This window comes from Paenibacillus jiangxiensis (assembly GCF_046098255.1).
Lineage (GTDB): Bacteria > Bacillota > Bacilli > Paenibacillales > Paenibacillaceae > Paenibacillus > Paenibacillus jiagnxiensis.
Window position 1 is genome coordinate 1 of record NZ_JBJURI010000039.1, and the last position, 20,902, is coordinate 20,902.

Consider the following 20,902-nt stretch of genomic DNA (forward strand, 5'->3'; position numbering starts at 1 on the left):
ATTCCAGCGAGTGCTTCTTGGGCTACTTTATAACGAACTTCTTTAAACGCATTATTTCGTTGTCTCATCTTGTGCTCCCCCCCCCCTAAATAAATAGTACCTTATTTCCCTAGATACTCTCCAATCCAATTAGGGGGCTTAATAGTATTGAGGTCTTTTTCGGACAGAGATGCCGCTATCTATACATTTTCCGGCTTTTTCGCCTCAAAATTTGCCGAATAAAGTCCATGTGGTCCGGTAACCAAGTAAAAAGCAGCTTCATTGCACAAATAGCGCCTCTCCAGTCCGCGAAAACATCCGTTGACAAATTTATGCCTACAGCAGATTTACTTCTTCCGGTCAAATCACTTGAGAAGGTGAAGGCGGTATAATTAACACAAGAGCGAATGTTTAATTCAACACGGGCCAAAGCGATAGAGAAAGAGCGAGTATCGGTGAAAATCAACCACCATGCTCGCTCTTTTAAATTTAAAATAATGATTTCGTAATTCGGGACTGCTTGTCATCATTTGATAACCGCTTATGGGGCAGCCCAATGTTGTGACAGCCCTATGAAGTGGAGCAGCCCGTTTAATGTGACAGTCCTATGAAGGGGTGTATCAGCTGGATTTCCAGCGGTCGTAGGCTGTTTGATAGATCTCCGCCAGACGGCCTCCGCCCATTTTGTTAATGGTCTCCACGTACTTATCCCAGTTCGCAAGCGGCTCCTGGCCTGTCACGAACCGTGCCTCCATCTGCTCCACATACGTGTTCAGGTCAGATTGCAGACTTGTAACCTCCGCCTGCTCCTCCTCGGTCAGGAACAATACCGGGAACGGGATTCTCGCTCCCCGGTCGAGCAGTTTCTCCTGTGACTGTTGGGCCACCCATTTATCAAAATCAGTGGTAAGCCCTTTGTTGATATCGTCCGTCATCATGGCCGGTGTAGGAATGCCATAATTCGGTGTGATGGTGGCGCGGTAGTCTTCACGCTCCATACCGTTCGGGACGGGCAGCCATTCCTTCACGCGCGCTTCCTTATCCGTATACTTCCAGAGCAGGCCTTCAGGGCCCTTATCGAACAAAACGGCTCCTTCGTAGGAATAAATGTAGTCCACCCACCGCATAGACGCTTCCGGTGCGGGATTCGTGCTGGTAATCGCAAAGGCTCCGCCCGTGACTCCCTTGTTGCGGGCAATCGCAGGGACATCAACCATATCGCTTTTCACCGGACTGAACATCGGGTCATCCGTACTCGGCTCACCGCCCATCACAAAGTAGGCATGCCAGTCCGTGAACAGGCCCAGCTGCCCGTTCTTGCCCTTGGCTTTTTTCTGCTCATCCGTTTGAGAGAAGGTATCATGGTCCAGCAAATCCTCATTCCAAAGCCGGTTCAGGTAAGTAAGGTACTCCTTATAACCAGCTTCAACCGGTGTATAATGCACCTTGTCCTGGTCATCTACATAAATTTTCTCTTCGTAAATGCCAAATGCGCCTAGAAGCCAAGTGCGGATGTCCTTCAGCTTTACGGAGGTGAGCGGGATTTCATCCTGCTGTCCGTTGCCGTTCGGATCCTCTTCCTTGACGCGTTTCAGATATTCATACAACTCATCTGTCGTTTCAGGAAGCTTGGTAACCCCCAATGCCTTTAAATAATCACCGTTATACCACATAGGATTCTTGTACCAGGGCTGGTTGAACTCAATGCGCGGCAGGGAATAAATATGCCCGTCCGGCGCCGTAATCGATTTGCGGATTTCCGGATTTTCATCCAGAATTTTTTTGAAATTCGGCGCGTACCCATCAATCAGATTTTCAAGCGGAATCAAAACGCCCTGGCTGCCATAAGTCAGTTCTTCGGCCGGCGTCAGGCCCGCTGCGTAGAACATGTCCGGATATTCCCCGCTGGCGAAGACCAGGTTCTTCTTGGTCTCGAAGCTTTCCTTCGGAGCGTTCATAAATTCAAGATGGATTCCGCTAAGCTTCTCCATTTCCTGAATGACCGGCATGTCCGCCCAGTTCTGAATGCCGACATCCGGCCCCATCATCGTAAGCGTCAATGGTTCGCTTACAATGGGAAAGCCTTCTTTATTAACGATTTCCGCCTTAGCGGACGGCCCTTCCGCCGCCCCTGAGTCCGATGATCCGCAGCCCGCCAGCAGCGATACACTAAGGCCCGCCGCCAGCAGCAGGCTGAGGCTTTTTTTGAATGTAATCATGAGTTCATTCCTTTCATAGATGACTAAGATGGCAGTAAAATCTTGTTCATTTCCCGAGAGCGTAGCAATCGAGGTTGCTTTACCCTCTCCTTGAAAGAACGAAATTACCGGCTTCAAAGAACGCACTCACAAGAATGCCTTTTCCACTAAAAAGCGAGCAGAATCCCAGTGAAGCGAAGCTGTACCATTCCCCCCGAGAGGCGCAAGCACTCGAGGGTACCTTACCCTCCCCCCTGAGAGAACGAAATAACCCACTTCGAAGAAAGCGCCCAAGAAAGTTCTTTCCCCACGTACAGAGGGAGCTGAATTCCACTGGAGAAGCGGAGCGCTCGCCTTTGTCCCCGGATTTTCACCACTTAAAATTCAATTCAATAAAATCCGGGGACAACAGCGATCGGAAGTGGAATCTGCACCCGGCGATTCTGTGGGCAACAGCACCGTTCTTTAGTTCTTTAGTTCTTTAGTTCTTTAGTTCTTTAGTTCTTTAGTTCTTTAGTTCTTTCGTCTTTTCGTCTTTTCATCATTTCGTTATTTCGTTCTCTCAGCTCTGTTTCCACCGATCATACGCCCCCTGATACACCTCACGGACACGGCTGCCGCCCATTTTCTCCAGCGTTTCAATGTAGTTGTTCCAGTTACCCAGCGGCTCCTGGCCTGTAATAAACCTGGCTTCCATCTGCTCCACATAAGTGCGCAGATCCGACAGCAGGCCCGATACCTCCGCCTGCTCCTCCTGCGTCAGGAAGATCGCCGGGAACGGAACACGCGCGCCGCGGTCCACCAGCTTTTCCTTCGTCTCCTTGTCAACCCAATCATCAAAATCGCTCTTGAGCCCTTTCACCACATCATCGTTCACCATCATTGGCGAGGCGATGCCGTAATTAGGGGTCAGCGTCGCGCGGTACTCTTCGCGGTCACCTCCGCCGGGAACCGGAAGCCATTCCTTGGCCAAGGTATCTTTATCCGTATACTTCCAGAGAATGCCCTCCGGACCTTTATCGAATAGCAACGCTCCCTCATACGTGTAAATGTAGTCGATCCAGCGCAGGGAAGCTTCAGGCGCCGGATTGGAACTGGTAATGGCGAATTGCCCTGTGGAAATGCCTCTATGCTTGGCAATGGCGGCCGCAGCGACGGAATCGCTTTTTACCGGGATGAACATGGGGTCTTCGGTGCTCTGCTCTCCGCCAAGCGTGAAGTAGGCATGCCAGTCAGGGAACAGAGCAAGCAGGTTGCTGCGGCCCTTCGCCTTCTTCTGCTCATCCGTCTGCGAGAAGGCTTCGTGATCCAGCAAGTCCTCGCTCCACAGCCTGTTCATATACTTCAAATACTCCAGGTACGAGTCATCCATCGGGGTAAAATGGACCTGCTCCTCATCGTCCACATACAGTTCTTCATCGTAAATGCCGAAGGCGCCGAGCATCCAGACGCGGATGTCCTTGATCTTGACGGACTCCAGCGGGATTTCATCCGCCTTGCCATTGCCGTTCGGGTCTTCTTCTTTCACCCGTTTCAGGTAAGTATACAGCTCTTCCGTCGTCTCCGGCAGCTTCTCCACGCTAAGCGCTTTCAGAAATTCCCCGTTGTACCACAGCGGACCCCGGTACCAGACTGCGTTCAAGTCAATGCGGGGCAAGGAATAGATATGACCGTCGGGAGCGATGATCGATTTGCGGATATCCGGGTGCTCGTCGAGAATTTTTTGCACATTGGGCGCATATTCCGGAAGCAGCTCCTCCAGGGGCACCAGAATGCCCTGGCTGCCGTAGGTGATCTCCTCGGCCTGCGTCAGGCTGGCCGCATACAGTATGTCCGGATACTCCCCGCTGGCGAACACCAGGTTTTTCTTTGTTTCAAAGCTGTCCAGCGGAGCGTTGGCAAACTTCAGTTGAATGCCGGTCAGCTTCTCCATCTCCTGCATCACCTTCATGTCCTGCCAGTTCTGAATGCCGACATCCGGCGCCATCATCGTAAGGGTCAACGGTTCACTAACAATCGGAAAACCTTCTTTATTGACGATTTCTACAGTAGTGGACGGCCCTTCCGCCGTTCCTGAGTCCGGGGAGCCGCAGCCCGCCAGCAGCGATACACTAAGACCTGCCGAAAGCAGCAGGCTGAGGCTTTTTCTGAAAGTAATCATATTTTCATCCCTTTCCCGGTGTTTTCCTGGCGTTGAAACTTGGATTCCCCCTGGAATCTGCGACATACTTCGGAGCAATACTCAGGAATAACACTACTCTCAAAAGCGAAAAGATTTCTATTGAGACGAAGTAAAAATCAATATCCCCGAGAGGCGTAAGCACTCGAGGGAGCATTACCATCCCCCAGAGAGAACGAAATAACCGCTTCGAAGCAAATGCCCAAGAAAGTGCTTTCCCCACGTACAGAGGGAGCAGAATTCCACTGGAGAAGCGAAGCGCTCGCCTTTGTCCCCGGATTTTCACCACTTAAAATTCAATTCAATAAAATCCGGGGACAACAGCGATCGGAAGTGGAATCTGCACCCGGCGATTCAGTGGGCAACCGCGTCGTCATTTCGTTTTTTCGTCATTTCGTTTTTTCGTCATTTCGTTATTTCGTTATCTCACCCTTTCACGGACCCAATCATCACCCCCTGTACGAAGTAACGCTGCAGGAATGGATAAATGACGATAACAGGCAGCGTGGAAACGATGATGGCGGCGTATTTTACCAGAGAAGCCATATCCGCCTTGTTGTTCATCGCAATCGCCATGTCCCCGCTGATGGCGACACCCGTCGTCTCGGCCGTCATTTCCTGCAGGACGAGAATCTGGCGCAAAATGAGCTGCAGCGGATATTTGCTTTCATCCGTCAAATAAATGAGTGCCGAGAAATAACTGTTCCAATGGCTCACTCCGTAAAACAGGGCCATCACGGCGATAATGGGACCGGAGAGCGGCAGAATGATGCGCACGAACAGTCTGAAATTGGTGCAGCCGTCCATCTGTGCGGCTTCCTGCAGCTCATGGGGAATCGTCGATTGGAAAAAGGTTCTGGCGACGATGATATTCCAGACGGAAGCGGCCACCGGCAGGATCAGTGCACCCATCGAATTCATGAGGCCGAGGCTTTTGATCAGCAGGTAGGCCGGCACTATGCCGCCGCTGAAGAACATCGTCACGAGCATCATGCCCATAAAAAAATTACGGCCGACAAGATCCTTCCGGCTCAAGGCGTATGCGGCCGGCAGTGTTACAGCCAGGTTCAGCAGCGTGCCAAGCACCGTGTACAGGATCGTATTGGCATAGCCGTTCCATATTTTCGCGTTTTCAAAAACCCGCGTGTACCCGTCCAAATTCCATCCCTTGGGAAACAGCCACATTTCCCCCGAATTGACGTATCGCGGTTCGCTGACCGAGGCGCTCAGGATATAGAGCACCGGGTACAGCACTATGATCATGGCAATGGACAAGTAGATATAGTTCAAAATGATAAATAACCGGTCGGAGCGCGTCTCTTTAACAGATGTGATCATCAGCTATCCCCCCTTACCATAAGCTGTTCTCGCTCGTACGGCGTGCGATTTGGTTGACGGTAATCAGCAACAAGGCATTTACAACGGAATTGAACAATCCGACAGCCGTGGAGAAGCTGTACTGGGCATCCACCAGACCCGAGCGGTACACGAAGGTGGAAATCACGTCCGAGGAGCTCATATTGAGCGGATTTTGCAGCAGCAGGATTTTTTCAAAACCGACGCCCAAAATATTGCCCATATTGAGAATCAGCAGAATGGTGATCGTCGGCAAAATGGTCGGAATATTGATGTGCAGCATGCGCTTGAAACGGCTGGCACCGTCGACGATAGCGGCTTCATGCAGCTGTGGATCAACGCCGGACAGCGCCGCCAAATAAATAATCGTCCCCCAGCCCGCGCTCTGCCAGACACCGGAAAGCACATACACGGTCTTGAACCAGGCGGGATCAGTCAGGAGATTAGGCGCCTCGAAGCCCAGAAATTCCACAATCCGCACAATCATGCCGCTGGACGGGGATAAAAAGGTAATAATCATACCGGCCATAACGACAACGGAAATAAAGTGCGGGGCATAGGTGATCGTCTGTACCGACCGCTTGAAGAAGCCATTCCGGATTTCATTGAACGCCAGCGCCAGGATGATCGGAAGCGGGAAGCCTACCGCCAGCTCGTACAAGCTGAGGCTGAAGGTGTTCCACAGCAGGTCCCAAAAATAATAGGAATTAAAAAAGCGTTCAAAATGATCAAAGCCTACCCACGGACTGCCGGTGATCCCCTTTGTGGGAATAAAATTTTTAAAGGCGATCTGGACACCGTACATCGGGATGTAGTGAAAAATGAAAAAATACAGCACAGCCGGAGTGATAAACAGATACAATTCCCAATTTTTCAGAATCCGGCTCCAAAGGGTCCTGCCCGTCTCTCTGGAGGAAAGAACGGTTCCTTGCTCTACTGCCGACTCCAATGGGAGAGCTCCTTCCTCTTTTCTCTTCATAGCATCATTCCCTCTTTTCAATGTTCAGACTGTGGTTCTATAGTTCGCAGCCTCTGGCGCAAATCCGGGCTCCGTCAAGACTTACTGTTGAAATTGTAGGCCGCAAATTTTATAAGGTAAATATGTAGAATCTGCACAACGCGGCAAAATAGCTGCCATCCTTTATACAACAAGGTTTTATAAATCCATGCAACTCCTTTTTGAAAGCGTTTATACATGTTTGCTATATGTGAAATTTGTTATCTCAATGTCAATTCACATCTGACACATTGCATAATCGATCAGGTTGTGTGATTCTTTCTAACGAGTTCAGATACAGCTATTTCAAAATTCAGCCCGGATGCAAGCCTTGAGGAGGTATATGGAACATGTTTCTGACTGAGAAAAAATTGTACGCACGCCTGAGAGAGCTGGATGAATACCGATACCGTGACCGGATTCCGTTCAAAGAGCTGCGAATACTTGAAGATGAAGGCTCCAGAGTCAATCCCGACCTGCCGGAGGTTGGCAGAGAGTGGGGACATATGCGCCATGGGGACACCTGGACGGGCCGCGACCGTTATTTGTGGCTCTCCATGGATGCAGAGTTCCCAGCCGAATGGGCGGGAAAAAGAGTGCTCGGGCGTTTTGATTTCGGCAAAACCGGCGGGGGCACCAATTCAGGGTTCGAGTCGCTGCTGTATCTTGACGGCCAGCCTCATCAGGGCGTCGATTCCAATCATAAGGAAGTGTTTTTTGCGGGAGAAGACGTGGCAGGCAGCAGCCAGCGGCTGCTGTTCCGGCTGTGGTCGGGCCTGGAAGGCGGCGGCAAGCCCAGAGAGCAGAAGCATGAAATCAAGCTGGCGGAAATCTGCTGGCTGGATGAAGCGGCAGACGATCTGTATTACACCGGGTTGACGATCTATCAGACCATTCAGGTGCTGGACGAGCAGGATGCCGAACGTGCGCTGCTGCAGAAAACGCTGGATCAGGCCTTCCGCTTGATCGACTGGAGCGAGCCAGGCTCGGACGCTTTTTATGAAAGCGTGACTGCGGCCCGCGATGATCTGTCCGAGCGGATCGATAAAATGGACAAAAACACGCTCGTCACCATTACCTGTGTCGGCCATACCCATATTGACGTTGCCTGGCTGTGGCGGCTGAAGCATACACGCGAGAAAAGCGCCCGCTCCTTCTCCACAGTGATGCGCCTGATGGAGCTGTTCCCGGAATATATTTTTCTGCAAACCCAGCCGCAGCTTTATGAATACATCAAACAGGACTTTCCCGGAATTTATGAGCAGATTCAAAGACGGGTCAAGGAAGGGCGCTGGGAAGCGGGCGGCGGCATGTGGCTGGAGGCGGACTGCAATCTGACGTCAGGCGAATCGCTCACCCGCCAGCTGCTGGTGGGTACAAGATTTTTCAAGGAAGAATTCGGAGCGGACTGCGAGTACCTGTGGCTGCCTGACGTATTCGGGTACAGCTGGTCGCTGCCACAAATTTTGCGCAAGTCCGGAATCCATACATTTATGACCACCAAAATCAGCTGGAACCAGTACAACCGGATGCCGCATGACACGTTCAAGTGGCGGGGGATTGACGGCTCGGAGGTGCTGACCCATTTCATTACCACGATTGAGCCGTGGTCTGTGGCCTCCTCCACGTTCTATACGTATAACGGGCATGTGGAGCCAAAGACGGTCAAAGGAAGCTGGGGAGCGTATCGGGACAAGGAGCTGAATCAGGAGCTGCTGCTGTCGTACGGCTACGGAGACGGCGGCGGCGGTGTCAACCGCGAGATGCTGGAAATGCGGCGCAGGATCGACCGACTTCCTGGACTGCCCAAGGTGAAGACCGGCCGAGCGGATGAGTATTTCCGGCGGCTGCAGGAGACTGTGGAAAACACGGACAGCTACGTGCACACCTGGGACGGGGAACTGTACCTTGAATACCACCGCGGCACGTATACGAGCCAGGCCTACAACAAGCGCATGAACCGCAAGCTGGAGCTGCTGTACCGGGAGGCCGAATGGCTGAACGCCTGGCAGAGCGTGCTGGGCGGTGATTGGGCGCTGTACGAGGGGAAAAAGCTGACGGACGGCTGGAAGATCATTTTACGCAACCAGTTCCACGATATTATCCCCGGATCCTCCATCCGGGAAGTGTATGAGGACAGCACTCTGGAATACGCCGAAGCAGAAGAGATCGGCCGGTCGGTCCGGGTGCAAGCTGAGCAAAGCATCGCTCCAGCCGCGGAATCAGGCGATCCTGGGGGGAAGTCAGACCCGGCGGGGATCAGGTCCTTCGTGATCTGGAACTCCTCTCCATGGCAGCGCACAGATCTGGTCGATATTTCCCTTCCGGACAGCGGCGGTTCGGGAGTATGGCATACCGTGGACGGCCGAACGCTGAACGCGCAGTGGAATAACGGAGTCTGGACGGTTCAGGTGGAAGATCTCCCTTCGCTCGGTTACGCAACGATTGTGCTGGAAACGGGAGCAGGAGAAAAAGCACTGCCGACAGTAAGCGTGGAAACGCCATTCCTGTTCCGGGAGAATGGGCTGTCGACCCCGTATTACGAGCTGGAATGGAACAAACACGGGCAGTTGACCCGCCTGTACGACAAGGAGCAGCAAAGAGAGGTGCTGGCACAGGGCGGGCGCGGCAATGTGCTGCAGCTGTTTGAGGATAAACCGCTCAATTTTGATGCATGGGATATCGATATTTTTTATCAGGAAAAAATGCGGGAAATCACGGAGCTGAGCCATATGGAAGTGGTGGAGAACGGTATGCTGCGAACGGCCATCCGCTTCGAATGGAAGTACGGCGGCTCGGTTATCACGCAGGATATGATCCTGTATGCCAACGACCGGCGCATTGATTTTGCGACAGAAGCGGATTGGCATGAACGACATCAACTGCTGAAGGTGGCCTTCCCTGTTTATATCCGGTCGACTGAGGCGACCTATGATATCCAGTACGGCAACGTCAAGCGGCCGACCCACTGGAATACGAGCTGGGACAGCGCGCGCTTCGAGTCCGTCGGTCACCAGTGGGCGGATTTATCCGACCGAGGATATGGCGTCAGCCTGATGAACGATTGCAAGTACGGCTATGACATCAAGGACAATGTGCTGCGCCTGTCCCTGATTAAATGCGCCACCTCGCCGGACATCGAAGCCGACCAGGGACATCACTGCTTCACTTATTCCCTGCTTCCTCATAACGGTGACTGGCTGCAGGGCAATACCGTGCAAAGCGCCTGGGCGCTGAACTCCCCGCTGCACAGCAGCGAGGGAGCCGCGCAGGCTTCGTCACTGGCGATGTTCCGCCTCTCCACAGACACGGCTATGGTTACTGCCGTGAAAAAGGCCGAGGACAGCGACAAGGTAATCTTGCGGGTCCACGACTACTCCGGCAGCCGGCAGCCGTTGACCATCACAAGCGACCTGCAGATTGTTGGCTGGAGAGAATGCAATCTGATGGAACAGACGGATGAAGCCGTGCGGCTGGAGAGCGAGATTCAATGTGTGCTGGAGCCTTACGAGATCAAGACGTTCGAGATTGATATACGCACCCCATAACATATGTTCAGGAGGCCTAATAGAATGAACCTGCCCGCATCGATCGTTCAGGTACTAAATGATGCGGAGCAGCGGCTGGCCCGCCGGCCCAAGCTGCTCCGCCTATTCACCAACTGCTTTCCCAATACGCTGCAGACTACGACCAAGCTGCTGGATGACGGCACCACCTTCGTATTTACCGGCGACATTCCCGCCATGTGGCTGCGCGATTCCGTGGAACAAGTACGGCATTATATTCCGTTCGCCAAAGGCGACCCTGAACTCCAGCGTATTTTGGAGGGATTGATCCGCCGCCAGATGTTTTACATCAATATCGACCCGTACACCAACGCGTTCAATGAAGAAGCAAACGGCAGGCATTATAACGACGGGGACCAATCCGGGATGACACCCTGGATGTGGGAACGCAAATATGAGCTGGATTCGCTCTGTTTTCCCGTTCAGCTTGCTCATATGTATTGGAAGGCTACAGACAGAACGGACATTTTTGATACTGCCTGTTATCAAGCCTTCTCTTCGATCGTCGACGTGATGATCACCGAACAGCGGCATATGGAAAAATCACCGTACAGGTTCATGCGTCCAGGCTTCAAGGAGACCGAAACGCTGCAAAACGACGGCCTTGGCATGCCTGTCAATTACACGGGAATGACCTGGTCCGGCTTCCGTCCGAGCGACGATGCCTGCCTGTTCGGCTATAACATCCCGTCCAACATGTTTGCTGTTGTCATTCTCGGTCATATCCGCGAAATCGCGGAAACGGTATTCAAAGACGCGGGGCTGGCGAGCAAAGCCGACAAGCTGCGCAGTGAAATTGACTTTGGCATCCGTACTTACGGCACCGTGGACCATCCACGCTACGGAACCATCTATGCCTATGAGACCGACGGATTTGGCAATTACTGCCTGATGGACGACGCAGGCACTCCGGGGCTGCTCTCCGTCCCCTATTTCGGCTATGCCGGGACCGATGATCCTATCTACCGCAACACCCGCCGCTTTGCCCTGAGCAAGGACAATCCTTTTTACTTTGAAGGAAAATATGCCAAGGGCATCGGCAGTCCGCATACTCCTGGCGGTTATGTATGGCATATGGCGCTGTCCATGCAGGCATTAACAGCCGATAACGAGCAGGAGGTTCGAGAGCTGATTGATATGCTGGTGAACACGGACGCGGATACAGGCTTCATGCACGAAGGCTTTCATCCGGACGATCCTGCCGATTTTTCGCGCGAATGGTTTGCCTGGTCCAACAGCCTGTTCGCGATGCTGATTTATCAGGCTATGGAAAAAGGCTGGGTATAGATAGAGATAGTTCGGGATAGTCCGGGCTTCTAGGCCATCCGGTGTTCTTCCTCCGCACTGCTGACTTCAGCGGATGCCGCTCTCAGTTCGGAGGGGGATACCGATTTATATTTTTTGAAGGTGCGGCTGAAATAAGAGATGTCGTTATATCCGGTGGTCCAGGCGATTTCGGAGATCGTCATATCCGTATGGATCAGCAAATATTCGGACTTGTTGATACGCAGCTGGTTAATGTACTCGGACACCGTGCGCCCGGTCAGCTCGCTGAATAGCCTGCTGAAATGAAAACGGCTGAGGCCGGCCATGCGGGCCAGTTCATGCACCGACAGTTCCTCTCCGAGATGCCCCGAGATATATTCAAAAATAGGTGTAAAGCGCTCCAGGTTTTTTCTCCTGTTCGTCTCGTAAGGCAGCGGCGGCGCTGCGGTCACATAATTTCGGAATAAAATGGTGAGCAGGCGGTACATGGAGGATTTGATCGACAGCTCATAACCAGACTCTTTCGATTTGAATTCCTCAACGATGGAATCCATACACGCATGCAAACTTTCATCATTGCGGATATGATGCTGAAACAGCACTCGGTTCTGCAGGATCGGCACGATGAATTTCGTTTCAATCGCATCCGGTGACTGGCTTTGCAGCAAAGAGATATCCATGATCAGGCAATAATAGCGCAGCTGCTCGGACCTGCAAATTCCGTGGTGCAGATCATTGCTGTTCAGCACGATCAGGTCGCCGCCGCTCACCTCGTAAGACATGGAGTTGCATTCAATCACCGCTTTACCAGACACGAAATAGAGCAGCTCCATATGCTCATGCCAGTGATGGGGAAACAATGTGCTGCCCTCCCCGCCCGCCTTGCAGGTATGGAGCTTGATGGGAAAATAACGGTCCGGCATATCCATCGGCTCGCGCAAATCGGCAGGTCTTTTCATGTACATTCCTCCTCAGTGACCGCACATTATTGCAAACAAACAGCAAGGTGCTGCATGGATTTAAGCTTCACTGCATCCTTACAATAGATTATAGACCTATTATGAAAGGGGCAACAAGGCATGAAAACCGTCAATATCGGCGTCATCGGCCTCGGCAGCATTTCCGAATACCATCTTAAGCCATACAGCAAAAATGAGCAGGCAAGAATCTACGCGGTCTGCGATCTGAATGAGGAACGGGCCAAGACAGCCGCTGCCGCCTACGGTGCTGAAAAAGTATATACCGATTACCGCGAGCTGCTGGCGGATGAGCAAATTGATGGTGTAAGCATCTGTACCTGGAATAATACACACGCGGAAATCAGCATTGCCGCGCTGAACGCAGGCAAGCATGTGCTCGTGGAGAAGCCGCTATGCCGTACGACCGCGGAAGCAGCCAAAATCCAGGAAGCCGTCGAAGCCTCCGGCAAGCTCCTTCAGGTCGGCTTTGTGCGCCGCTATGACCCGAATGCCCAAATGCTGCGCGCCTTCGCGGATGCGGGTGAATTCGGCGATATTTATTATGCCAAGGCTTCCATCATCCGCCGTCTCGGCAATCCGGGAGGCTGGTTCAGCGATATCGAGCGCTCCGGCGGCGGGCCGCTGATCGACATCGGTGTGCATGTTATCGATTTGTGCTGGTACATGATGGGCCGCCCAAAGGTCAAATCCGTTTCGGGTAATACATACCGCAAACTGGGTAACCGCGCTCATATCCAGAATCTGTCCTGGTATCAGGCGGCCGACTATGATGCGAAGAAAAATGATGTGGAAGATCTGGCGAATGCCCTCATCCGCTTTGAGAACGGAGCCTCGCTCATGATTGAGGTCAGCTTCACCCTTCATGCCAGCAAAAATGAAAGCACCGTCAAGCTGTACGGAGACAAGGGCGGCTTCGAAATCGATCCGGAAGTCATAATGACCACGGAGAAGCACAACACCATCCTGAATGTTCACCCGCAGATCGACAGCTCCGGCTTTCAGTTTGAAAAAGCGTTCCAGAATGAAATCGACCATTTTGTCGATTGTATATTGACAGGCAAGCAGCCGATCAGCCCTGTCGAAGATGGCGTTGAAATCATGAAAATCCTGAATGCCGTTTATGAATCCGCTGCCCAAGGAAAGGAAATTTATCTATGAAGCTTGGACTGAGCACTTACAGCCTGTATGGCGCGTTGAAAAGCGGAGAGATGAGCGTTGCCGATGTCATTGATTTTACGGCGGACATCGGCGGCTCCCATGTTGAAATCGTACCGCTCGGCTACAACCTGACCGAAGATCCCGGACTCATTGATGTTATTGTTGAAAAAGCCAAGGCAAGAGGGCTGGACATCTCCAATTACGCCATCGGAGCCAACTTTCTTACGGACGACGATGCCCTTTACGAGGCGGAAATCGAGCGGGTCAAACAGGAAGTGGATATTGCCGCCCGTCTCGGCGTCAAGCTGATGCGGCATGATGTCGCATCATCATCCGACGTTTCCATCGGCCATTTCAACGCGCAGCTGGAGCGGCTGGCCGAGGCCTGCCGCCGGGTTGCCCGTTATGCCAAACAGTTCGGCATTACCACCAGCGTTGAGAACCACGGGTATTTTATTCAGAACAGCGACCGTGTTCAAACTCTGGTAAAAGCCGTAAATGAACCCAACTATAAAACGACGCTCGACATCGGCAATTTCATGTGCGCGGACGAAGATCCGGTTGCGGCGGTCAAAAACAACCTGCCTTATGCGTCCATTGTGCATATCAAGGACTTCTATCTGCGGCCGTCTTACCGCAACCCCGGTGAAGGCTGGTTCCGCACGACCAGCGGCAACTACCTGCGCGGCGCCATCGCCGGTCACGGCGACATCAACCTGCACGAAGTGCTGCGTGTGATCAAGCAGTCTGGTTATGATGGCTATTTCTCCCTGGAATTCGAGGGCATGGAGGACTGCCGCACAGGCGCGAAAATAGGCTTCGACAACGTGCGCCGCATCTGGGATGAAGTGTGAAATTGGAAGAGGCCCGGATGCCCTGATATAAATATATTTTTCATTAAAAGAGATCTATAGGAGCTTAGAAAGGCTCTATAGATCTCTTTTTTTGTACATATCGCCGTTAACAGTCGCTGTGGCTCTGAATAAACTTTACGGCTGTCCGGATATCGTCTTCCGGATGTTCGCCACCTCCCGTTCCACAGCACCGGGCTGCCCTTCCTTGCCAAGTTGACCAGCTGCTCAAACGCCTCGACCGCAAAATTATGCGCGGAAGGCTGCAGATTTATCTTAGATGAAGGTTTTCTTTACCTTTCCCGGGCTTACACCGATATATTTTTTAAATACCTTGCTGAAATAAGCCTCATCCTTGATACCGACCCGTTCGGCCGCCTCATACACCTTCAGATTATTCATTGCGATCAGCTCCCGGGCTTTCTCCATTTTCGTCCGGTTAACGAAATTGGTAAAGCTTTCCCCCACTTCGGATTTGAAAATATAGGAAAAATAACTTCTGCTCATATTCGCGTATTTTGCCGCATCCTCCAGTGAAATCGCCTGCTCGATATGTTCGTGCACATAACGTTTAATATTTTTGATTTCGGGACGGGTCTGTAATCCGCTTGCGGCAGGCAAGGACCTGAAATAATGCTCGACATACTCCAGGGTCAGCTCTTGAAGATTGGCCAATGTGTCGGCATTCAGAATGAGCTGCGTGAATTTTAAATTGGCTGCGCCAAAAGCGGGAGGCAACTGTTCCTCATAAGGCGCCAGAACCTTCTGAAAGCTGTACAGGATATTCAGAAGAGCTGTTTTGACACGGATGGGATGATGCGACGCACTGGCGGCAAGAGTTTGGAACAACTGATTTAATATTCGGGTCACCCCTTCCCTGTCGTGCGAGTAAATATACTCGGTGAGCAGCTTTTCCTCATCCGCCGGCATAATAATATCTCTGTCTTTGAACGTGGTCAGCGAGTCAGCAAAAATGATGGATTCCTTTCCTTTATAAAACCGGTATTCCGCTGAATCCCTGGCTTGGGCATACAATACGGGAACCTTGTCCAGCGAAGTGGTCAGACCGGAGACGGCAAACGATACAGAAATATTTAAATAACGCTTCAGCGATAGATTCATCTTGTGAAAAAAGCGGGTCAGTTGATCAGGCACCCTATCAGGGTAAGGGGATTGCAGCAGGATCAAATACGCTCCTTCTTCCAGTTCCGCCACTTCTCCGCCGGTAAAGTCTTTCAGGCTTTCCATACAAATGTTTACAAATGATGAGGACAGCAGATGCCTGTCTCTGATTCTGCTCTGAAGCGGAGCGTTCTGCCAATCGTCGATCGTGCAGCAGACGACAAGGTATGGAGGGAAATCCGGCTGCACGTCGATTAACGAGTATTCTTTCAAGAAGGCTTGATGGGATAATGAACCTTCGATCCATTTGGCATACAGGCCATTTTTGATCATCTGCCTGTTGGAATGAAACACCGTTTCCAGGTTTACCTTTTCCTCTTTCCGCCTCGTCTCTTCCTCGATGACCGCCTTGGTCCTGAGCAATACCTCCAGCAAATTTTGCGGTTTCATGGACAGCTTTAGAATGTAATCCTCCGCTCCCAGCTTGATCGCCTTTTTGACGGTGTCCATATCGTTCAGGCAGCTGAGGACAATCACCTTTATACGGGGGTATCTGCGGTTGATCGTTTCAATGAGCTGCAACCCGTCCATATTCGGCATCATAATGTCTGTCATCACAATATCGGGATGGCTGCGCTCCATCAGTGCAAGTGCCTGCAGACCGTCTTCCGCTTCACCGACAAAATCGAATTGCTGCTTCTCCCAATCGATACATGACTTAATACCAATTCTGACCAATGCTTCGTCATCGACGACCATTACTTTCAGCATAAGGGAAGACCTCCGTTCTGTCGTTTCTTCATCCTCTTATTTGTGCAGGAAACAATACGGAGACACATGTGCCTTCTCCCGGAATGGACGTTATCGTTAAACCGTAACCTTCACCGTATTTAAGCTGCAGTCGATTGTGTATATTGGATAGACCAATTCCATTAAATTTGTCAATATGACCTGCTCCGGCCGGTGAAGGTGCTGCAAGAAGTGTCTTCAGCCGCTCAGAAGGGATTCCCTCTCCGTTATCTTGTATACGAATCAGGATGTCTCCATTTAACCGGCACGTATCGATTTCAATCCTTCCCCCAGCCTTGTTGCCTCGAAATCCGTGCAGCATGGAATTCTCTACGAGCGGCTGCAGCAAAAGCTTGGTAATCAGGGCATGCTCAAGTTCAGCGGGAAGGCGGACATGAAGCTCGATACTTTCGTTAAACCGGGCATTCTGGATATTCATGTATGCCTGTACAAGCTCCATTTCCTCCTTCAGGAGGATATGCTCATCCCCTTTGTTCATGCTCACTTCAAGCAATCGTCCCAGGTCGGCAATCATTTCCGCAGCCGTATCCGCACCGTTCATCATGGCAGTCCACTTGATTCCGTTTAACGTATTAAACAGAAAATGGGGATTGATTTGCGCTTTTAATGCTTCATACTTCAGCTCCTGCTCCCGTTTTTGTTCCAAAATCACTTTTTCCACCAGTTCTTCTACCCGTTCGAACAAATGATCGAAGCTTTTAACGATGCCATGCACATCATTGGAATACGTCATCTCTTGTGTTCCTAAGCTGTAAATACCGATCTTTTTCTTTTTAAGCTGATGAATAAGCCGCTTGAGCGGATTGGTAATATAGACAATCAGTGCCACGCTGAACAATAAGAACAATCCGAATGCGACATAATTGATCGTCAGCACTTCGTGTTTGATCGCTGTCGTATTTCTCATGACTTCTTTATAAGGTGAGGCGGAAACAATCGTCCAATGGAGATCATTCAAAATATAATAATTCATAACGTACCGCTCATCGTTCATGATGCCGACAAAAGAGCCCTTGCGGGTTCCATATAACCGGAGCCGGTCTTTCATAGCCGAAATATCCTGCAGCTCGCCGTCGCCATACACCATAAACACATCATTGGTTTCATTGAGCACAAAATAGGTCGCTCCGGTCCGTGCCTGAAACAGGGGTTTCAAAGTATCCAGATCAACCTGGATGAGAATCATGCCGAGCAGTTCGCCGGTATAGCTGCTCTTGACGGCTCGGGCCAGCGATATGTATTGTCCGTCGCTGTCTGAAGCTTTGTGGCAATTGGCAAACGGCACGACCCAGGTTATATTCTTTTCCTGTCCGGCCAGTTCACGAAACCAGCCCTCTGACCGCACACAATCTGCGAAGCCCATCTTGAACTCAGGCTCCAATTGACCAATATTGCCTTTTACGGAACCAATCAACCCATCAGCACTGATGACGGCTATAAACGCGTCATAATTAAAAAGGGCGCTGTTTTTAACAGAAAAAATATGGTTTTCAATTTTAGAAATACGAGTGTAATCAGCTGAGGTTAGCTCTCTTTCGCTTTTAATGCGCTGAAAGGGGCTAAAGTCTTCTCCCTGACTGAACCCGGTCAGGGCATCCAGAATGACATCGTCCGAGTTTAACAGATTGGAAAGCTTCATCATATCGAGATTGATTCCTTCAATACGGTTTCCCATCAGTTCGAGATTGCTGTTCAGCAGACCGGAGGTTTCTTCAAGAAAATGAGACTCTGTTTGTTTAAAGCTTACATGCAAGGAAATGGAGACGGCAAGAAACAGGAAGAGAACGATCGAAACGATAATTCTGATTTGAAGCTGGCTGAACAAGAGGTGTGCGAGTTGTTTGATCCTCATCATGGAAGCCACCTGGTGTTGTCTGCAGATTTTATTAAGCGTTACCTGTTATTATACAGCATCCCCCAGACGTGTCATCTGGGGGATGCATATATGATTTAACGAACCGTCACATCTTCTAACGAAACACCGGATTGGAAGGTAAGAAAACCGGGAAGGTTTTTAAAGCCCTCAACATTGGCCTTCATGGCATAACTCTGCTCCCGCCAGGATAGATACACAAATGGAGACAGATCCAGACTGCGCTCAATCAGCTGCTCATAAATTTGGGAACGTTTCTTTTCGTCCGGCTCTTTCCGTCCCTCATCAAGCAGCTTGTTGATTTCCGGGTCGTCAAAATAGGCGGAGTTGTTCAAACGTACAGCTCCTCCCGCATAGAAGTTGCTGAGCCAGTCTGCATCCGTAATATCCCCTGCCGTACCGGCCACGAGGAAATCATAGCTGCCTTCCGTATTTTTCTTGATTCTTGTCGCCCAGTCCGGGAGGTCAAGCTCTACCTCAATACCGATTTTTTTCAATTCAGATTGGATAGCCACTGCGGTTTGCTGATGGTAAGCGTATTGTGCCGTGGCCAGCAAGCGCGCCTTGAAACCATCCGGGTAGCCGGCTTCTGCAAGCAGATCCTTCGCCTTATCGATATTATACTCGAAATAATTGGTGAATTTTTCATTATACCCCATATACCCTTCCGGAATGGCCATGCCATAGATCGGCTCGCCTCTACCGTTGAATGCGGTATTAATGATGGTATTCCGGTCGATCGCGTATGCGATCGCCTTACGTACACGCGGGTCGCTGAACGGCGTGAATTGCGTATTGAACTGAAGCTGCATGAAAGGGCCGCTTACACTGTCCAGCTTCAAATTCGAGTCCTGCTCCAGGGAAGCCGAGTCCTTCCAGGGAACGGAATCAATTAAGTCTACATCCCCTGCACGCAAAGCGTTCACTCTTGTATTTTCGTCCGGATAAAAGATAAAGCGGATGTTGTCCACCGGGTCCTTGTCGGTCTTGTAATATCCTGAAAATTGCTTAACGACAAGCTCCTGGCCTTTGGTCCATTTTACAAACTCAAACGGACCGGCGCCCATCGGATTTGCGTTAAGGTCCCCATTCTTTTCCTCCGTCCATTTCTTACTGACGATGACGGACTCCGGCAGCGCCAGGTAGTGCACAAACGAAGCGCTCGGCTCCTTTAACGTCATCACAACCGTTTTATCGTCCACGGCATCGATGCTGTCGATAATGGAAAGCTCATTTTTAAATGTTGCACTATTTTTCGGATTCGCAATGCGTTCGAATGTATATTTCACATCCTCGGCAGTCACTGGATCCCCGTTATGAAATTTCGCATCCCGCAAAGTAAATGTATATTTCTTTTGATCATCCGAAATCGTATAGGATTCCGCCAATTCATTGCTGAGCTCACCGTCTTTGTTGTAGTTCAGCAATCCGCGATAGATGGCCAGCTTAATAGTCCTGCCAACTGTGCCGTTCTGGACTAACGGGTCCATCGTTGACGGCTCACCGGATAATGCGAATCTTAGCGTGGTCTGCTCGCCGGCAGTTCCCTGCGCTCCGCTCGACGATCCACTGTCTGCCGAGTTACAGGCGCTTAGCAAAAATACCATAGCCACAATAAAGCTCATTTTTGAAATCCATCGACTCATCGTTTGTTTTCCTCCCCGGTTGTATGAATTGCAGATCCGCAGGTCAAGCCGGACCGTGTTACTCCTTTCAAGAGCGATTCAATTTCGGGTCAAGAATGTCCCGCAAGCTGTCACCCATCAGATTGATCGCAAGAATGGTCACGCCAAGACACAAGGACGGCCATACGGCATACATCGGACTCAGGGTGATATAACCACGTGATTGGCCGATCATTTGTCCCCAGGAAGGCTCTGGCGGAATGACACCCAGCCCGAGAAAGCTGAGCCCGGACTCCAGCAAAATGGCTGCTGCAATCGTCAGGCTGACCTGAATAATCAGTGGAGGAAGAATATTAGGCAATATGCAGCCAGTTATAATCCGAGCATGCGAAGCGCCCAGCGACAGCTCGCTCTCCACGAACTCCTGCCTTTTGATCTGCAGGGTGGAAGAATAAGCAATACGGGCAAAATGGGGGGCATACACAATACCGATGATGACCATCAAATTGGCAACCCCCGCGCCCCACATCCCGACAACCATCAGAGCAAGCAAAATCGGGGGAAAACATAAAAGGATATCTACGCCCCGCATGACGAGCTTCTCCATGAAACCCCGAAAATAACCCGAAACGATGCCGAATGCAAGACCAAGCATGAAAGCGAGCAGCGTGGAACCAAGAGCCACGGCAAGAGACGGGCGAATACCCAAAATCAGCCGGCTGAGAATATCCCGTCCAAATTCATCGGTACCCAGCGGATAAGCTGCAGACGACGGACTCAGAACCTGGTTGGGATTAAGCTCAAGCGGGTCATGGGGAATGATCCAGGGTCCGATAGCCGCAATGATCAGAATGGGAAACAGCACCGCAAAGCTAAGAACGAAGGTTTTGTTTTTCAAACACCGTTTTAACATCTATCGTTGCCTCCTTCCATCCAGCTTCG

At 51.0% G+C, this 20,902-nt stretch carries 13 protein-coding genes; 4 read left to right on the forward strand and 9 right to left on the reverse strand.

The window, feature by feature from the left end; translation table 11 throughout:
* Window positions 1-599: 599 nt before the first annotated feature.
* The 4 genes from ACI1P2_RS27470 to ACI1P2_RS27485 all read right to left on the reverse strand — a co-directional run bounded on the left by ACI1P2_RS27470 (window position 600) and on the right by ACI1P2_RS27485 (window position 6,691).
* Window positions 600-2,198: a type 2 periplasmic-binding domain-containing protein gene (locus ACI1P2_RS27470; RefSeq protein ID WP_355325970.1), complete on the reverse strand. Its 1,599-nt coding sequence runs from the start codon at window positions 2,196-2,198 to the stop codon at window positions 600-602.
* Window positions 2,199-2,739: 541 nt separating this feature from the next.
* Window positions 2,740-4,338, reverse strand: coding sequence for an extracellular solute-binding protein (locus tag ACI1P2_RS27475; RefSeq protein ID WP_355325972.1), 1,599 nt, complete (start codon window positions 4,336-4,338; stop codon window positions 2,740-2,742).
* A gap of 444 nt (window positions 4,339-4,782) precedes the next feature.
* Window positions 4,783-5,694, reverse strand: coding sequence for a carbohydrate ABC transporter permease (locus ACI1P2_RS27480; RefSeq protein ID WP_355325975.1), 912 nt, complete (start codon window positions 5,692-5,694; stop codon window positions 4,783-4,785).
* A 13-nt stretch (window positions 5,695-5,707) separates the two neighbouring features.
* Complete coding sequence (locus ACI1P2_RS27485; protein WP_355325978.1) at window positions 5,708-6,691, reverse strand: ABC transporter permease; 984 nt, start codon at window positions 6,689-6,691, stop codon at window positions 5,708-5,710.
* A 368-nt stretch (window positions 6,692-7,059) separates the two neighbouring features.
* Between ACI1P2_RS27485 and ACI1P2_RS27490 the strand changes: the two genes are divergently transcribed.
* Window positions 7,060-10,257: an alpha-mannosidase gene (locus ACI1P2_RS27490; RefSeq protein ID WP_355325981.1), complete on the forward strand. Its 3,198-nt coding sequence runs from the start codon at window positions 7,060-7,062 to the stop codon at window positions 10,255-10,257.
* Window positions 10,258-10,281: 24 nt separating this feature from the next.
* The gene (locus ACI1P2_RS27495) at window positions 10,282-11,562 is read left to right on the forward strand and encodes a glycoside hydrolase family 125 protein (protein WP_355325984.1); all 1,281 of its coding nucleotides are present in this window, start codon (window positions 10,282-10,284) and stop codon (window positions 11,560-11,562) included.
* 29 nt (window positions 11,563-11,591) lie between these two features.
* Here ACI1P2_RS27495 and ACI1P2_RS27500 read toward each other — a convergent pair whose 3' ends face one another.
* Complete coding sequence (locus ACI1P2_RS27500) at window positions 11,592-12,500, reverse strand: AraC family transcriptional regulator (RefSeq protein WP_355325987.1); 909 nt, start codon at window positions 12,498-12,500, stop codon at window positions 11,592-11,594.
* Window positions 12,501-12,620: 120 nt separating this feature from the next.
* Here ACI1P2_RS27500 and ACI1P2_RS27505 point away from each other — a divergent pair, with 120 nt between their 5' ends.
* Both ACI1P2_RS27505 and ACI1P2_RS27510 read left to right on the forward strand, forming a co-directional pair.
* Window positions 12,621-13,679, forward strand: a complete 1,059-nt coding sequence (locus tag ACI1P2_RS27505) for a Gfo/Idh/MocA family protein (protein ID WP_355325990.1) — start codon at window positions 12,621-12,623, stop codon at window positions 13,677-13,679.
* On the forward strand, window positions 13,676-14,533 hold the full coding sequence (locus ACI1P2_RS27510) for a sugar phosphate isomerase/epimerase family protein (protein ID WP_355325993.1): 858 nt from the start codon (window positions 13,676-13,678) through the stop codon (window positions 14,531-14,533). The genes ACI1P2_RS27505 and ACI1P2_RS27510 overlap by 4 nt, the downstream gene beginning before the upstream one ends.
* Window positions 14,534-14,806: 273 nt before the next feature.
* On the opposite strand, the gene ACI1P2_RS27515 is transcribed toward ACI1P2_RS27510, so the two are convergent.
* The 4 genes from ACI1P2_RS27515 to ACI1P2_RS27530 form a co-directional block, all read right to left on the reverse strand.
* Window positions 14,807-16,423 carry a response regulator transcription factor gene (locus ACI1P2_RS27515; protein WP_355325996.1) on the reverse strand — a complete coding sequence of 539 codons (1,617 nt, stop codon included), beginning with the start codon at window positions 16,421-16,423 and terminating at the stop codon, window positions 14,807-14,809.
* A 28-nt stretch (window positions 16,424-16,451) separates the two neighbouring features.
* A complete protein-coding gene (locus tag ACI1P2_RS27520) occupies window positions 16,452-18,314 on the reverse strand; it encodes a cache domain-containing sensor histidine kinase (RefSeq protein WP_355325999.1) in 1,863 nt (620 codons plus the stop codon).
* Between the two features lie 98 nt (window positions 18,315-18,412).
* Window positions 18,413-19,981: an ABC transporter substrate-binding protein gene (locus ACI1P2_RS27525; protein ID WP_355326002.1), complete on the reverse strand. Its 1,569-nt coding sequence runs from the start codon at window positions 19,979-19,981 to the stop codon at window positions 18,413-18,415.
* 67 nt (window positions 19,982-20,048) lie between these two features.
* Window positions 20,049-20,873: an ABC transporter permease gene (locus tag ACI1P2_RS27530; protein WP_355326005.1), complete on the reverse strand. Its 825-nt coding sequence runs from the start codon at window positions 20,871-20,873 to the stop codon at window positions 20,049-20,051.
* Between the last annotated feature and the right edge of the window lie 29 nt (window positions 20,874-20,902).